The following is a 14,365-nucleotide window of genomic DNA, read 5'->3' as shown; positions in this document are numbered from 1 at the left end:
GAGCCTTTAAAAATGCAGGGTTGCGCCGGGGGCCGAAAAGGCCATGATCGGGCGCACACGCAAGTTATCCACGAAGAGCAGGAAAACATGTCCGCCAAATTCGATATTTCTTTCGCCAATTCCGCCTCGCTTGAAAATACCCTTGCCGTTGTGCTGCAAGCCTCGGGTGAGGCGCAGGCAGCTGCCGGCGCATCGGAAGCCGATCCGGGTGGCGTGCTTGAACGGGCGGCAAAGATTTCGGGCTTTTCCGCAAAGTCCATGACCACACTCGACGTGATTGCGCCGCAGGGTTCGGGCGCCGACCGGCTTCTCGTCATTGGCCTCGGCAAGCCGGCGAAACTTGTCGCCCATGATTGGTTGCGTGCCGGCGGCACCGCTGCCGCCAATTTCAGGAAGGCGGACAAGGTTGCCGTCTATCTAGATGCCCCGGGCGTCGATGTCGGTGCGCAGGCGGCTGCGGATTTTGCGCTTGGCCTGCTGCTGCGTGCCTATAGCTTCGATGCCTATAAGACCAAGAAGAAATCCGATGATGAGAAGTCGCCGAAGAAAGTAGAAATCGTCATCGTGACGGCAGTCCATCAGGAGGCGGAAAAGGCCTTTGCCGTGTCCGAGGCCGTCGCGGGCGGCGTTGTCCTGGCGCGTGATCTCGTCAACCTGCCGCCGAATGTTCTCGGTCCTGTCGAATTCGCTGAAAAGGCGGAAGAGTTAAAGAAGCTCGGTGTCGAGGTCGAAATTCTCGGCGAGAAGGAGCTGAAGAAGCTTGGTATGAACGCGCTTCTCGGTGTGGCGCAGGGTTCGGCGCGTCCGCCCCGGCTTGCGGTCATGCAGTGGAACGGCGGCTCCAAGAAGGATGAGCCTATCGCCTTCGTCGGCAAGGGCGTCGTGTTCGATACCGGCGGTATCTCGCTGAAGCCCGGCCTTAACATGGAAGACATGAAGGGCGACATGGGTGGCGCTGCCGCCGTGACCGGCCTCATGCACACGCTCGCGGCCCGCAAGGCGAAAGCCAATGTGATCGGCGTCATCGGTCTGGTGGAGAACATGCCTGATGGTAACGCCCAGCGCCCCGGCGATATTGTCACGTCCATGTCCGGCCAGACCATCGAGATCATCAATACCGACGCCGAAGGCCGGCTGGTTCTCGCCGATGCGCTCTGGTACACCAAGGAGCGTTTCTCCCCGAAATTCATGATCAACCTCGCCACCTTGACGGGAGCGATCACGGTTGCACTCGGCAATCTTCAGGCTGGCCTTTTCTCGAATGATGACGAGTTGGCTGCACGTCTTTCGCAGGCGGGCGATGTTACTGCGGAAAAGCTGTGGCGCATGCCGCTGGGCAAGGATTACGACAAGATTATTGATTCCAAATTCGCCGACATGAAGAACAGCTCCGGCCGTCTGGCGGGCTCTGTCACCGCCGCTCAGTTCCTGAAGCGTTTCGTGGGCGAAACACCCTGGGCGCATCTCGATATCGCCGGCACCGCCATGGGTTCGCCGTTGACCGAGATCAACCAGTCCTGGGGATCCGGCTACGGTGTGCGGTTGCTGAACGAACTCGTTCGCGCCCATTACGAAGATTGATGCGACCGGAGCTGCAAGTCCGCAGATGACTGAAATCCTGTTCTACCATCTGACGGAATCGAAGCTGGAGGATGCATTGCCGCCCTTGCTCGAAAAATCGCTGGAACGCGGCTGGAAGGTCGCGATCCAGACGGTGGACGAGGAGCGCCGCGATTTCCTCGACACGCATCTGTGGACCTTTCGTGACGACAGTTTTCTGCCGCACGCAACGGATAGCTCTGCCGCGCCGCAAAACCAGCCGATTCTTTTGACGGCGTCGAATGCGAACGGTAACGAGGCGAGTGTCCGCTTTCTCGTCGACGGTGCCGAACCGCCGGCGGTGGAGGGCTATGAGCGGATAGTGTTCATGTTCGACGGATACGATGCCTACCAACTGGAAATGGCGCGGAACCACTGGAAAAGGCTGAAGACCGAAGGTCATGCGCTGACCTATTGGCAGCAATCGCCGGAAGGCCGCTGGCAGAAGAAAGCCTGATCACAGTTTCCCACACAAAAAGACTGGCAAAAATTCGCATGTGGCGCCGCCTGTCGGTTTTCGCATTATGAGCCGAATCAGACATAGCTGTCTGATCCGGCCGACAGGTGACGGACGGTGGCGGCTGCCACAGACGAAACAGCAGAAGGACATCATCATGGGACAGGCGATTTCACGGCCCGACGGGGAAATAGAGCGTCTGGTCGCGGTGCGGTCAATCATGTCCGTCAAGAATGCCGAGATGCCGGAACTGGAAGTGCTGTCTCGATTGGGGCAGGGCGTCTTTGACGTCCCGCGTGCGGCCGTCCATATCGTCGACGAGGACTGGCTCCATATTGCCGAACAGGCGGGAATGCAACTTTCGGAATGCCCGCGCGATCTGTCGATCTGCAACCGAGTAATTGCCAGTCAGGATGTCGTGGTCATTTCCGATCTGACCCAGCATCCGGATTTCCGCTTCATGTCCTATGTGAAGGGCGGTCCCGGATTGCGCTCCTATGCTGGCGCGCCGATCGAGCTGGAACCGGGTCTTGTGGTCGGCGCCTTTTGCCTTGTCGATACGGTGCCGAGAAAATTCTCTCAAAGCGAAATTGACAATCTGAAGCACTTCGCGCTGCTGGCGGCCGCACTCCTGCGTCTACAGAAGGCCAATTTCACAATGAGTCTGGCGGAGCGTGAATTGCGGGATGCGGTGATGACCGATCCGTTGACCGGCTTTTACAATCGCAAGGCGCTGGAGGCGATTGTCGATGGCCAGCTTGGCGCGGCTCTGCGTGAGAACGAGGCCTTCGGCGTGCTCTATCTCGATCTGGACGGTTTCAAGGCGATCAATGACACGTTCGGCCACCCGGCGGGTGACAGGGTGCTGACCGCTGCCGCCGACCGCATTCGCAATTCGATCCGCAGCGAAGATACGGTGGTGCGCATGGGGGGCGACGAATTCGCCATTTTCATTCCCCGTCCCAGCAGGTCTGAGGTGATGAACGGACTGGCAGACAGGCTTCTGGCAGCCTTCCGTGAACCCTTTGATGTTGACGGGCAGGCGGTCGGTGCGCGTCTCAGCATTGGCGGCGCCATCGCCCCTCAGGCCGGTGCTGACCGCGCCACGCTTTTGCGCAGCGTTGACGAGGCACTGTATCAGGCAAAAAAGTCAGGGCGCGACCGTTTCGTCAGCCGCGCCCTTTGATGCACCTGTCTTCCGGAAGGCTTCCAAAAGCCTTTCGGCTCCTCAGTCGTAGAAGGAATCCACGAATTTGTGGCGGCCGAGCAGGAAGGCATCGGCCACATGAGTCAATGGCGCAAGATCGACATCAGAGCGTCCGGCCTTGATGATTTCCGCAAAACGCTCGTAGAGCGCCGGATATTCCCGCTCGGGTTCCGACACCGCCTGCTCGCCATTGATGGAGAGCTTCGCGCCGCCTTCCGAAAGCACCATCTGCCCGGCCGCCGTTTCGGCAACGATATCCCAGCTCTGCTTGCCGGTTTGGCGCCAGTCGAACTCGGCGCGCACGGGCATTTTCGTAACGTCGGAAAAATGCAGCTCGGCAGCGATGGGCGCGTCGCGGTTTTCCGGGAACTCAAGCGTTGCCTTGGTCAGGAACAGCGCGCGGGGCAGGATGTGGGTGATGATCGATAGCGCATTGATGCCGGGATCGAACACACCGAGACCGCCCGCCTGCCAGATCCATGCCTGGTTGGGGTGCCAGTGGCGCACATCCTCTTTCCAGATGACATGCACGCTGTCGATTTTTGTCGAGGAGAGAAACGCCTTTGCAGCTTCAACGCCCGGCGCATAACGCGAGTGCCAGCTTGCAAATAGCGAAAGACCCTTCGAATCCGCAAGGCGAACGAGATCCTGAACTTCCGAAAGCGTTGCGCCCGGCGGCTTTTCGAGGAAAACGTGCTTGCCGGCATTCAGCGCCGCATAAGCAGCCTCGTAACGGTACTGTGGCGGCATGCAGAGCGATACGGCCTCGATATCCTCGACGGCCTCCAGCATGGTCTCGATTGTGCCGTAAGAAGCGACGCCATCCACGGTACCGTGGCGGCTGGCCGTGCAGATCAATTCAAAATCCGGATTGCCTGCGATGGCGGGAAGGTGCTGGTCGCGAACGATTTTGCCGACGCCGACGATGGCAAGCTTGGTGGCTGACATGAGTGGAACCTGTTTGAGCGCGTCATGGATAAAGTGTGACTTTACAAGTTTTTAGCAGAAACAATCGAAGGAGCAAGGCAATCATCCCTGCAAGGGGCAGTCTTTTTTCAATCTGTTATATCGTAACAAAAATGACCATTCCATATTTTTATATTGTGTAATATTTGATATTTACAAATATTTTTTCGAAATTTAAAGTGTTGTTTTTTTGTTTATTGCTGGTTTTAATGAATGAGTTTTGAGGTATATTCCTTCGATATTCGATAATTATCTTACAAATTTTAGTTTTCGCTTGAATAGATTTTAAAGAGCACGTGTATGGTGGTTTTACTTGAGGATGACCGTTCGTCCGGCTTCGTCCAGAAAGTCAACGAGAGCAATCGTCAATTCAATACATATGGATTGGTTTTTGGCGTCGTCCTCTATAATCTGTACATATTCGTCGACATGACGCTGGTGCCGGAGATTATCTGGCTGGATCTCGTCGTCCGATTGTTCGTTATCACGCCGCTCCTGTTCCTTTATTTTCCCGCACGATATTATGCGATGAGAGCACGGTCGGATGCGATTGCACATGAGGTCCTTCACGGACTGGGCTGTATGCTGGTCGTCGCGTCGCTGATGTTCATATATGCCAATGCGCAGACCTCATCGGCGAGCGAATATTACATGGGCATCGTCACGGTCGTCCTTTATATGAATACGATCCATCGCAGGCCGTTTCCACTCGCAGTCATGGGAACGGTCGGTTGCATAGCCGTTTTCATCATCGGCATGCAATATGTAACGGTGACGGGCGAAGTGGCTAAAATGCCTGCGATCATGTCTTCGGTCGGCGTCAGCGTCGTCTCGCTATTTGCGGCCTATCGCATCGAGGACGTCGAACGGCGGGATTATCTGGCGTCGTTGCGAGAGAAGACACTGCTGCAACGCATTCAAAATGCCAATGATGAGCTTAAACAGCTTTCGCATACCGATCAGCTGACCGGGATTCGCAACCGGCGCAGCTTTGATGAGGCGGCGGGTGAGGCATCTGGCAATGGCGGCAGGCCACGGGCGCTCATCCTGCTCGATGTCGACTATTTCAAGAATTACAATGATTCAGAGGGCCATGTCGCGGGTGACGATTGTCTGCGCATGATTGCCGGCAGGTTGCGGGGAGCGTTACGCAAGGACGATGACGACAGAAGTTTCGTCGCGCGCTATGGCGGCGAGGAATTTGTGGTCTTGCTCGACAATTGCGCCGTGTCCGCAGCCCTTGCCATAGGTGAAAGGCTGCGGCTGGCTGTGTCCGACGACGTCATACCCCACCCGAGCCGCCCGGACGGGCTGGCAATCGTTACCGTCAGTCTGGGGATCGCGGTTTCGACCGATGGTAGGGAAATAACATCCGAAATGTTGAACCGGGCAGACGTTGCGCTCTACGAGGCGAAACGTCAGGGCCGCGACCGCTTGGTTCTGGCGAATGAGAATATCGGGACAATTGCCGGGCCGGCGGGTTTCGCCGGCGTTGAGCCCGCAACAGCGATATAGACCGGCCGGTTCGGTTGGCAGAGTGCGAATATGGTCCCGCGCAAATGCGGGATCGGTACCGAATGCCGGAATTCCGGCGCTATAACAATAATGACCGGGGGACATGCAGAGATGATGGAATTGATCGCCGCCCAGGCGGCCGCGTCAGCCGCCGAGTTGCCGTTCCTGCTGCTCCAGGCTGCGGCGCTTGTCGGCATGGTGTCGGTGCTGATCCTTCTGCAGCGAAACATTGCTCTCGATGACGCTCGTTATAAAATCTATTACGGCATCATCTTCGGGGTTACCGGTTTCTTGCTGACGCTACTGGTATCCGAGTTCATCAAGCTGCCTTCCAAGCCCTATATCCGCTCTGACCTGCTGTTCCTGGCTGGCGTGTTGGGGTCCTGGCAAGGCGGCTTGATAAGCCTGGCGCTCGTCTCCGCAGGGCGATTTTTGTTTGGTGGTCCGGCACTCTTTGGGGCCGCTTTTCTGGATATGAGCATTATCTCGGCTTTCGGGATGGCAATGTATTGCTGGATGCGCCGGCGCAGTCTCACTGAACTCGGCGTCCGCGAGGTCTTCGGCGTATTCGCGGTCAGGATTTTCGCGGCGTTGTTCGCTGTTTGCGTGACCTATAGTCTCAGCATGATAAATCAGGACGTTTTTCTCAGTAACGTCGGACGGCGCATCTTCGGCTCGTTGGTCGGGTTGCCGATGATCGCCTGTCTGTTTCTGTTGCTGCGCAGCGAGGCGCGGGCGCGTGAAGAGGCAAGGAAACGCGATGCTGCGGCGCGGACGGATTCGTTGACGGGCCTGCCCAACAGGCGCGCCCTTAAAGACCATATCGAAGTCGTGATGCGGCAGGAGCCGGCCGTTCCGCACGCTCTCCTTCTCATAGAAATCGTCAATATGGCCGATGTCGCCGCCTGCCAGGGCGAGGATTGGGGCGATCTTTTCTGGCCGAGGCTGGCACAGGAAATCTGTAACGATGACAACGGCCTGCTGTCGAGTTCCAATGCACCGCGCAGCTTCATGTTCGGCGATACCACGCTTGCAGTCGTCATGTCGGGGATTTCGCTCGAGAAGTCGGAAAGCACAAGGCTGATAATGCGTCTCCACGACGGGTTAAGTACATTTTCACGGTCTGCGGATCCAGAACCGGTGCCGCATCTGAAAATCGGTGCCGCTAATCTGGATAAGCTTTCCCGGCAGAACGTGGCTTCCTTCCTCCGGCAGCTTAGTCTTGCGCTGCGAGGAAGCGAAAATCCGGTGCAGATATTTCCCTTCTCCTTTGCCGATAAGGCCACGCGCGACGAGGGGGTGCGCCAGATGCTGGTCAACTGGATCAGATCCGGCAAGCCGCCGATATTTTATCAGCCGAAATTCGAAATGCACAATCGCCGCATGATTGGCGCGGAGGCTCTTTTACGGGCGGTGGATGCGTGCGGACAGCCGCTTTCGCCCTATTATGTGCTGGAGATTGCCGAGCGTCACCGGCTGCTGGTGGAGTTTGAATGGTCGACGATCGAAGCCGTCGTCCGCGACCTCATCGACCTGCGGGGCCTCGACCCGGACTTTCATCTGGCGGTGAACATTTCCGCATCGTCTTTTGCCACTGCGGGCTTCGGAGAGCGGGTTGTGGCCTTTTTGAACGAGATGGGGGTCCCGGCGCACCGTCTGTCGATCGAAGTGACGGAGATGAGCAGGATACCGGCGATCGACATTGTGCAGCAGAATTTCGACAGGCTGAGCGAAGCGGGCGTGCGGCTGGCGCTCGATGATTTTGGCACCGGTTATGCGGCACTCACCTTGCTTGCGCGGTTCCCCTTCGAGGAGGTCAAGATCGATCACTGGATGACGTCCCGGCTTGAACAGTCGCGGTTCCGGGAGGCCATCGCGCTCGCCTTCGAAAGCGCCGAACGTTACGGCGCCACGCTGGTGACGGAAGGTATAGAAACGGAAGAGCAGAGCAGGCTGCTCATGCAGATGGGAATCCGTTTCGGTCAGGGCTATCTTTATTCGCCGGCCGTGCCGCTCGAGCGGCTACAGCCTCGCAGGGAATGCGCTTAGATTTTCGCACCAGCATCATGACGCATCACTGCGTCATCGCATCCTCATATTCGCTCGAAAGCATCAGCCACTGCTCCTCGGCGTCTGAAAGCTTACTCGCGGCTTCGCCACGCTCTTTGACTTTCTGCGCGGCCTTGGCAGGTGCCTTTTCGTACAAAGCAGGGTCCGCCAGTTCCTTGTCGAGCGACTGAATCACTTTCTCAAGCTTCGCCGTCAAAGATTCGATTTCATTGATCTTTTTCTTCAGCGGCGCAAGCTGGGCGCGTTTTTCGGCGTTGGCCTTGCGCTGGTCGGCTTTCGATGTCTGGTCGGCGGCGGCTTCTGTCTTCTCTTCCTTCTTTTTTCCGGAAGATACGACGAGGTCGCGATATTCCTCCATGTCGCCTTCAAAGGTCTTCACCGTGCCGTCGGCCACCAGCCATAGGCGGTCGACAGTTGCCTCGATGAGATGCCGGTCGTGCGAGATGAGGATGACGGCGCCGTTATAGTCGTTCAGCGCCTCGATCAGCGCCCGGCGACTGTCGATGTCGAGATGGTTGGTCGGTTCGTCGAGGATGAGCAGATTTGGCGCATGGAAGGCCGCAAGTCCCATCAGCAGCCGGGCCTTTTCACCGCCGGAAAGGTCTTTCGCCGCCGTCGCCATCTTCTCCGTCGCAAGTCCCATCTGCGCAACCCGCGCCCGCACCTGCGCTTCAGACGCCAGCGGCATCAGCTTGCGCACGTGTTCGACCGGTGTCTGGTCCGGCACGAGATCGTCCAGCTGATGCTGCGCAAAGAAGCCGATCTTCAGGCCCGGGGCGATGCGAAGATCGCCCGCTTGCGGCGCAAGCCGACCGGAGATGAATTTCGCAAAGGTCGATTTGCCGTTGCCGTTGGAACCGAGCAGCGCGATGCGGTCGTCATTATCGATGCGGAGATTGAGCTGCTTCAGAATGGATTTGCCCGGCTCGTAACCCACGGCACCGCCATTGATGGCGACGATGGGTGAGGCGGGCTGCTTTTCCGGCTCCGGGAACGTGATCGGCTGGACGTGGTCCTCGATCACGGCGGCGACGGTGCCCATGCGCTCCAGCGCCTTGATACGGCTCTGCGCCTGGCGCGCCTTGGTGGCCTTGGCGCGAAAACGGTCGATGAAGCTTTGCAGATGTTTGCGCGCGGCGTCGTTTTTCACCTTCGCCTTCATCTGCAATTCGTCTGCTTCGGCTTTCTGGCGCTCGAACTGGTCGTATCCGCCGCGATAGAAGGTCAGTTTTTTCTGGTCCAGATGCACGATGGAATTGACGGCATTGTTCAGCAGATCGCGGTCGTGGCTGATGATGATGACGGTATGCGGATAACGCCGGATATAGTCTTCCAGCCAGAGCGTGCCTTCAAGGTCGAGATAGTTGGTCGGCTCGTCGAGCAGCAGGAGGTCGGGTTCGGCAAACAGCACGGACGCGAGCGCCACGCGCATGCGCCAGCCGCCGGAGAACGAAGAGGCGGGGCGAAGCTGCGCCTCGTGATCGAAGCCAAGACCGGCAAGAATGCTGGACGCGCGGGCTTCCGCCGAATGCGCGTCGATATCGACCAACCGCACCTGAATTTCCGCGATCCGGTGCGGGTCTGTTGCGGTTTCCGCCTCGGCCAGCAGCGCGCTGCGCTCCTTGTCGGCGGAAAGCACGATGGAAATCAGCGATTGTTCCGTTCCCGGCGCTTCCTGCGCAACCTGGCCGATGCGCGCCAGTTTCGGGATCGTTACCGAACCGCTTTCCGCTGAAAAGTCACCGGTGATGACCCGGAAAAGAGTAGATTTGCCGGCGCCGTTGCGGCCAACGAGGCCCACCTTCACGCCAGCCGGAAGCGTCACGCTGGCGTGGTCGAGAAGCAGGCGCCCGGCGATGCGGGCGGAGAGATCGGTAATCGTAATCATGGCGCCGTTTTGGCCGAACTGCGTGGCCAAGGCAAGAGCGCGCGCGCCACACCAGATCAGATATGCAGCTTCAACAGCCGAGCTGCGCCAGATAGCTGCTGCGGCTGCGTTGAGCCACGTCCCGGGAGTAGCCTATGACGCAATTGCGCGTGCCGCAGCGTGCGGACAGCAGGGCGAGCTCGGCATGGCTGAAAAATTCCGCTGATGTCGCGGTGCAGTCCACTGCCGCAACGCCGATCGATACGGTCAGATGCTCGCCGTCGCCCTCACTGGTGACGAAACGTAGCGCCTCGACGTTCTGCCGCAACCGCTCCGCAATTGCTTCAGCTGTATTTTGCGAGACGCCGGCAAACAGAAAAGCGAACTCGTTTCCGCCGATGCGGGCTACGAAATCGTCCTTCTTGATCGTCTTGCGGAAAAGCGCTGCCAGCCGGCGCAGCGCCTTGTTGCCGGCAGTGGGGCCGTATTTGCCGTTGATTTCGCGGAAATGGTCGATGTTGAGCAGCACAAGCGATGTAGCTGATGCCCCCTGAGCGCCCGAAAACAGGTCGCCGAGCTTCTCGAGGAAAGCCGCCCGGTTGGGAAGCGCCGTCAAGGCATCACGCAGGGAATTCGCCTGAAGATCGGTCCGGCTTTTCTCAACCTCGCGGATTTTCATCAGCCCCATGGAAACGAAATGCCGGAGACTCGTTTGTTCCTCGTGAATATCGCCCATCAATTGCGCAAGCCGCTCCGTTGCAGGCAGCTCGGAGTGATCTTGCCCGGAAAGACTGGCAATAAATGTTTCGGTGCGTTGCAGGCCGGCTTCCAGTCGCGCGGAAATCTGCTTCAGCGTCTCGAAGGCCGTCGCTGCCATCTGCTCGGCCTCGATCTTCGAAAAACCCGGCAGATTGTGTCTCTGGCCGACAATATCGATTTCATGCTGTTGCGGCGCGTTGCCAAGGGCGAGAATATCGCGTCCCATCGCCGGGTTATGCCCCGACAATATTTCGTAGATCAGTTCGTAGTTTCGCGGCAGCGGTGCAATATTCATCTTGTCGATGAACTGAGCAATTTTTGTAAAGACGAGACCGTTCCTTGCCTTCTCGCGTTTTTTATCGCCCGCCGTTGACGTCACTGACAGCCCCAATACCAATAAATTATGAATGCACCGGTGATAACCGATTGTTGAACACGATTATTCTTACAAGCAACGGTTTAAAATAGGCTAAACCTGACGAGGTTTTCATTGCCGTGAGACCCCAATTCTCGTGGAGGGGACGGTTGAGCGCCGGATGCGTTTGTTGATCAGTAGTATGACAAATCCTGATTTGATTTCAGGCGGCGGTCGTTTTTATATCGCATAATCGATGTAGCAGAAGAGGGTGCAGCCTATGACGACCTCCAGAACCTTATATTCACTTTGCGGAAGCGATAGCGCACGGCCGTTTTCTCCCCATTGCTGGAAAACAGTCCTTTCGCTGGCGCATAAGGGGCTGGATTTCGAGGAACGTCCCTTACCCTTCACGGTCATCCCGACGGTGGAGGACGGTTTTTCGAGGACCGTGCCGATCCTTCGTGATGGCGACCAGCTGGTGAGCGACAGTTTCGAGATCGCCCTTTATCTGGATGAGGCCTATCCGGAGCGGCCGTCGCTGTTTAACGGGGAAGGCGGCAAGGCGATGGCGCGTTTCGTTGAAAGCTGGTCGCAGACGGTGCTGCACCCGGCCATCACCCGCATTGCCGTGCTAGATATCCACAATATGCTTGATGAGCCTGACCGCCTTTATTTCCGCGACAGCAGAACGAAGGCGCTCGGCCGGACGCTAGAGGATGTGGTGGCGAACCGTGAGGCGGAAATCGCGGCCTTCCCAGCGCTCCTGGCGCCGATCCGCCGCATGCTGGGCTTCCAGCCTTTCATCGGCGGCTCATCGCCGCTGTTTGCGGATTACATCGTTTTCGGTGCGCTGCAATGGGCAAGGATCACCACCGGAGCGGATCTGTTTTCCGAAAACGACCCCGTCCGTGACTGGTTCGAAGGTTGCCTTGACCTCCACGACGCCAGAGGCCGCAGTGTGACAGCGGCGTGAAATGTCTGCAGCCATCGTCGCAATGTGGTTGATCCCCCTTGTTTTCGGGCCTTTGGGCGGGTAAAGACCGCCCACTTTCTCTATAGGAAAAGGAAACGGACACATGGCGATTGAACGCACATTTTCGATGATCAAGCCGGACGCAACCAAGCGTAACCTGACTGGCGCGATCACCAAGGTATTTGAAGACAACGGTCTGCGCATCGTCGCCTCCAAGCGCGTCTGGATGAGCAAGCGCGAAGCCGAAGGCTTCTACGCCGTTCACAAAGAGCGTCCCTTCTTCGGCGAACTCGTTGAAGGCATGACCTCCGGCCCGACCATCGTTCAGGTTCTGGAAGGCGAAAACGCTATCCTCAAGAACCGCGAAATCATGGGCGCAACCAACCCGGCCCAGGCTGCTGAAGGCACCATCCGCAAGAGCTTCGCGCTTTCCATCGGCGAAAACTCTGTTCACGGTTCGGACGCTCCTGAAACCGCCGCACAGGAAATCGCCTACTGGTTCGCCGAAACCGAAATCGTCGGCTGATTCAAAATATCAACGGCTTGAATCGCCCTCTCAGGCGATGGCATGAAGCCGCTGAAAAGACTCGATGAAACGGAGCCGAAAGGCTCCGTTTTTTGTATTATTTGCAGGTAGATTGTTTCCTGTGCCGAGCATCCGCCCCCCACATTCCTGTGCTTGTCACAGGAATCCAGCCGACGCGCGTCCGCGCGGCGAAAGAGTCTGTCCAGCCCAAAGACGTGGGCTGGCTAGATTCCTGTGACAAGCACAGGAATGAGGGGAGATTCAATTTTCGCTTCGTCTCCTCCGACGATCGTCACGACGCCGGACACCCCTCGACAGGACGCATATCCGTCGTGCCGTCCGCTTTGAACACGTCCGGGTTGGGCGTGTAGAGCGGGCCGATCGTGAGCGGTTTGGCGGGAAGGAGCGACTGGTCGGTGTCGGAGCGGATGGTGGTCTCTATCGTCTGCAGTACATCGCCTTCCGGCCCTTTGATGCGGATCGTGACCTTGTAGGGGCGGTCCTGCTTGACGCATTCGACCGGCGGACTTTGAACGGCGATCTTTTCATCTGCCGGGAAAATCTTCTCCCTGGTCGTCAGCTCGGTGCCGCCGCGGGGATTTTCGAAGCTCGCTTCCAACGTGCTGCCGTCGCGGATGGGGGCGATGCGCTGCAAGGTCACGAGATAGGTGGCAATCGCCACACGGTAGTTGAAGACGAACATGCGGCCGGAAACCTTCGCGACATCGCGCGGCTCGTCCCGCTGACAACCGGAAAGACCGAGCACCGTAGTGATCGCCAGCAACGGAATGGTTATTCCTTTCATGCCTGCGCTTCCTTCTTGCGGTGATAATGCCGGCTGGCTTTCTGCCGGTTGCCGCACACCGTCATGTCGCACCAGATGCGGCTTCTGTTCTTGCTGCGGTCGATGAAAAGCCAACCGCAATTGCCGCAAATCCGCAGCCGTTTCCGCGTCTCCGCCGCAAGCAGCGACAGAGCTGAATGGGCGGTCGCATTGGCAAGGCTCTCTCGCAGGGGAAACAACCGTAGTGCCGTGCCGCATGCGAAGAGAAGCCCGGCCAGCCGGCCGTCGTCATCGTCGCCACTCGTCATCGAAGAGCGGAAATAATCGTCGATCGCCTCGCGAAGATCGAGAAATACCTGCCTCATGTCCGCTTCGGGCGCGATGAGTGCGGGAAACCTGTCGCGCTCCGCTCCGAGTCGGGTCGAAGCCTCGGCAAAGGTGGCGATCTGCTCAGGCACAGCAAAACGGTCGACCGATTTTGCCGCGTCCGCGCGCAGGATGACGCTATTGGCGACATCGAGGGCCAATGCGCCGCCTGCGAAACGATGTTCTGTCCAGCGAAATGTCATGGCGACATTATAACTATCAAAATGGATTTTAACAGTTATAATGCGATGGGGAGGACGGATTGGCTTATTTCCTGCAACAATTGCTGAATGCCGTACTAGTAGCCTCGCTTTATGCGGTTCTGGCGTTCGGCTATGCCATCGCCTTTTCGGTCACGAAACGGGCCGATGTCACCTATGGCGCGATTTTCGCTTTCGCCGGTCAGACCTGTCTGCTGTTTGCCGATTTTGGCTGGAACCGGCTGTGGCTGATCTTGCCTGCAACACTCGCGCTTGGGGCAGGGGCCGGTCTTTTCGGCGGTCTGTGGGCGGCGGCTTTCATCGGCAGGGCGGTGATGCGGCCCCTGGCGAAAGCCTCCCCCAATGCGGTGACGGTCGCCGCCATTGGCGTGCTGATCGCGCTCACCGAAAGTGCCAGACTTGCCGCCGGCACGCGACAATTATGGCTGCCGCCGCTTTTGTCGGAGCCGGTGCGATTCTGGGCCGATGGAAGCTTCGCCGTCACCCTGACGTTGATGCAGATGCTGAACACGGCTGTCTTCTGCCTGCTCGTTCTCACAGGCACTTTCTACCTCCAGCGTTCCGGCTTTGGCAGACGCTGGAAGGCGGTGTCGGACGATGCTTTCGCCGCGTCACTGTGCGGGGTAAATGCAGGCAGGGTGTTCCTGCTGTCTTACTGTGCAGCGGGTCTGCTTGCCGCCATCGCCGGCGTCCTCGC

The 14,365-nt window shown here is 58.1% G+C and carries 13 protein-coding genes; 8 read left to right on the top strand and 5 right to left on the bottom strand.

Features of this window, described 5'->3' with window-relative positions:
* The first annotated feature begins 87 nt into the window (after positions 1 to 87).
* From T18_RS03910 to T18_RS03900, 3 genes are all read left to right on the top strand, one after another.
* Positions 88 to 1,581: a leucyl aminopeptidase gene (locus T18_RS03910; protein ID WP_038490554.1), complete on the top strand. Its 1,494-nt coding sequence runs from the start codon at positions 88 to 90 to the stop codon at positions 1,579 to 1,581.
* A 25-nt stretch (positions 1,582 to 1,606) separates the two neighbouring features.
* Entirely contained in the window at positions 1,607 to 2,056 is a 450-nt protein-coding gene (locus tag T18_RS03905; protein WP_003512404.1) for a DNA polymerase III subunit chi, read from the top strand.
* A gap of 157 nt (positions 2,057 to 2,213) precedes the next feature.
* Entirely contained in the window at positions 2,214 to 3,242 is a 1,029-nt protein-coding gene (locus tag T18_RS03900) for a sensor domain-containing diguanylate cyclase (protein WP_038492754.1), read from the top strand.
* A 42-nt stretch (positions 3,243 to 3,284) separates the two neighbouring features.
* Here the strand turns inward: T18_RS03900 and T18_RS03895 are convergent, their stop codons facing one another.
* Positions 3,285 to 4,211, bottom strand: coding sequence for a Gfo/Idh/MocA family protein (locus tag T18_RS03895; protein WP_038490557.1), 927 nt, complete (start codon positions 4,209 to 4,211; stop codon positions 3,285 to 3,287).
* Positions 4,212 to 4,529: 318 nt separating this feature from the next.
* On the opposite strand from T18_RS03895, the gene T18_RS03890 reads away from it, so the two are divergent.
* Positions 4,530 to 5,744: a GGDEF domain-containing protein gene (locus tag T18_RS03890; protein ID WP_038490560.1), complete on the top strand. Its 1,215-nt coding sequence runs from the start codon at positions 4,530 to 4,532 to the stop codon at positions 5,742 to 5,744.
* A gap of 111 nt (positions 5,745 to 5,855) precedes the next feature.
* On the top strand, positions 5,856 to 7,793 hold the full coding sequence (locus T18_RS03885) for a GGDEF domain-containing phosphodiesterase (RefSeq protein WP_038490561.1): 1,938 nt from the start codon (positions 5,856 to 5,858) through the stop codon (positions 7,791 to 7,793).
* A 25-nt stretch (positions 7,794 to 7,818) separates the two neighbouring features.
* Here the strand turns inward: T18_RS03885 and abc-f are convergent, their stop codons facing one another.
* A complete protein-coding gene (gene abc-f, locus T18_RS03880; RefSeq protein WP_038490565.1) occupies positions 7,819 to 9,702 on the bottom strand; it encodes a ribosomal protection-like ABC-F family protein in 1,884 nt (627 codons plus the stop codon).
* A 70-nt stretch (positions 9,703 to 9,772) separates the two neighbouring features.
* Positions 9,773 to 10,819, bottom strand: coding sequence for a GGDEF domain-containing protein (locus T18_RS03875; RefSeq protein WP_003512413.1), 1,047 nt, complete (start codon positions 10,817 to 10,819; stop codon positions 9,773 to 9,775).
* A gap of 256 nt (positions 10,820 to 11,075) precedes the next feature.
* On the opposite strand from T18_RS03875, the gene T18_RS03870 reads away from it, so the two are divergent.
* Positions 11,076 to 11,771, top strand: a complete 696-nt coding sequence (locus T18_RS03870; protein ID WP_038490568.1) for a glutathione S-transferase family protein — start codon at positions 11,076 to 11,078, stop codon at positions 11,769 to 11,771.
* A gap of 103 nt (positions 11,772 to 11,874) precedes the next feature.
* Complete coding sequence (gene ndk, locus T18_RS03865; protein ID WP_003502118.1) at positions 11,875 to 12,297, top strand: nucleoside-diphosphate kinase; 423 nt, start codon at positions 11,875 to 11,877, stop codon at positions 12,295 to 12,297.
* Positions 12,298 to 12,589: 292 nt separating this feature from the next.
* Here the strand turns inward: ndk and T18_RS03855 are convergent, their stop codons facing one another.
* The gene (locus tag T18_RS03855) at positions 12,590 to 13,102 is read right to left on the bottom strand and encodes a hypothetical protein (RefSeq protein WP_038490572.1); all 513 of its coding nucleotides are present in this window, start codon (positions 13,100 to 13,102) and stop codon (positions 12,590 to 12,592) included.
* Entirely contained in the window at positions 13,099 to 13,650 is a 552-nt protein-coding gene (locus T18_RS03850; RefSeq protein ID WP_013635854.1) for a CGNR zinc finger domain-containing protein, read from the bottom strand. Before T18_RS03850 ends, T18_RS03855 begins: the two co-directional genes overlap by 4 nt.
* Before the next feature lie 59 nt (positions 13,651 to 13,709).
* Here T18_RS03850 and T18_RS03845 point away from each other — a divergent pair.
* A partial coding sequence (locus T18_RS03845; protein ID WP_323455183.1) for a branched-chain amino acid ABC transporter permease occupies positions 13,710 to 14,365 on the top strand: 656 nt, incomplete at its 3' end.

Origin of the sequence: Rhizobium sp. TBD182 (genome assembly GCF_001950375.1) — a bacterium.
Taxonomy (GTDB): Bacteria; Pseudomonadota; Alphaproteobacteria; order Rhizobiales; family Rhizobiaceae; genus Agrobacterium; species Agrobacterium tumefaciens.
The sequence above is the reverse complement of the archived record's forward strand: the minus strand, read 5'-3'. Positions and strand labels throughout refer to the sequence as shown.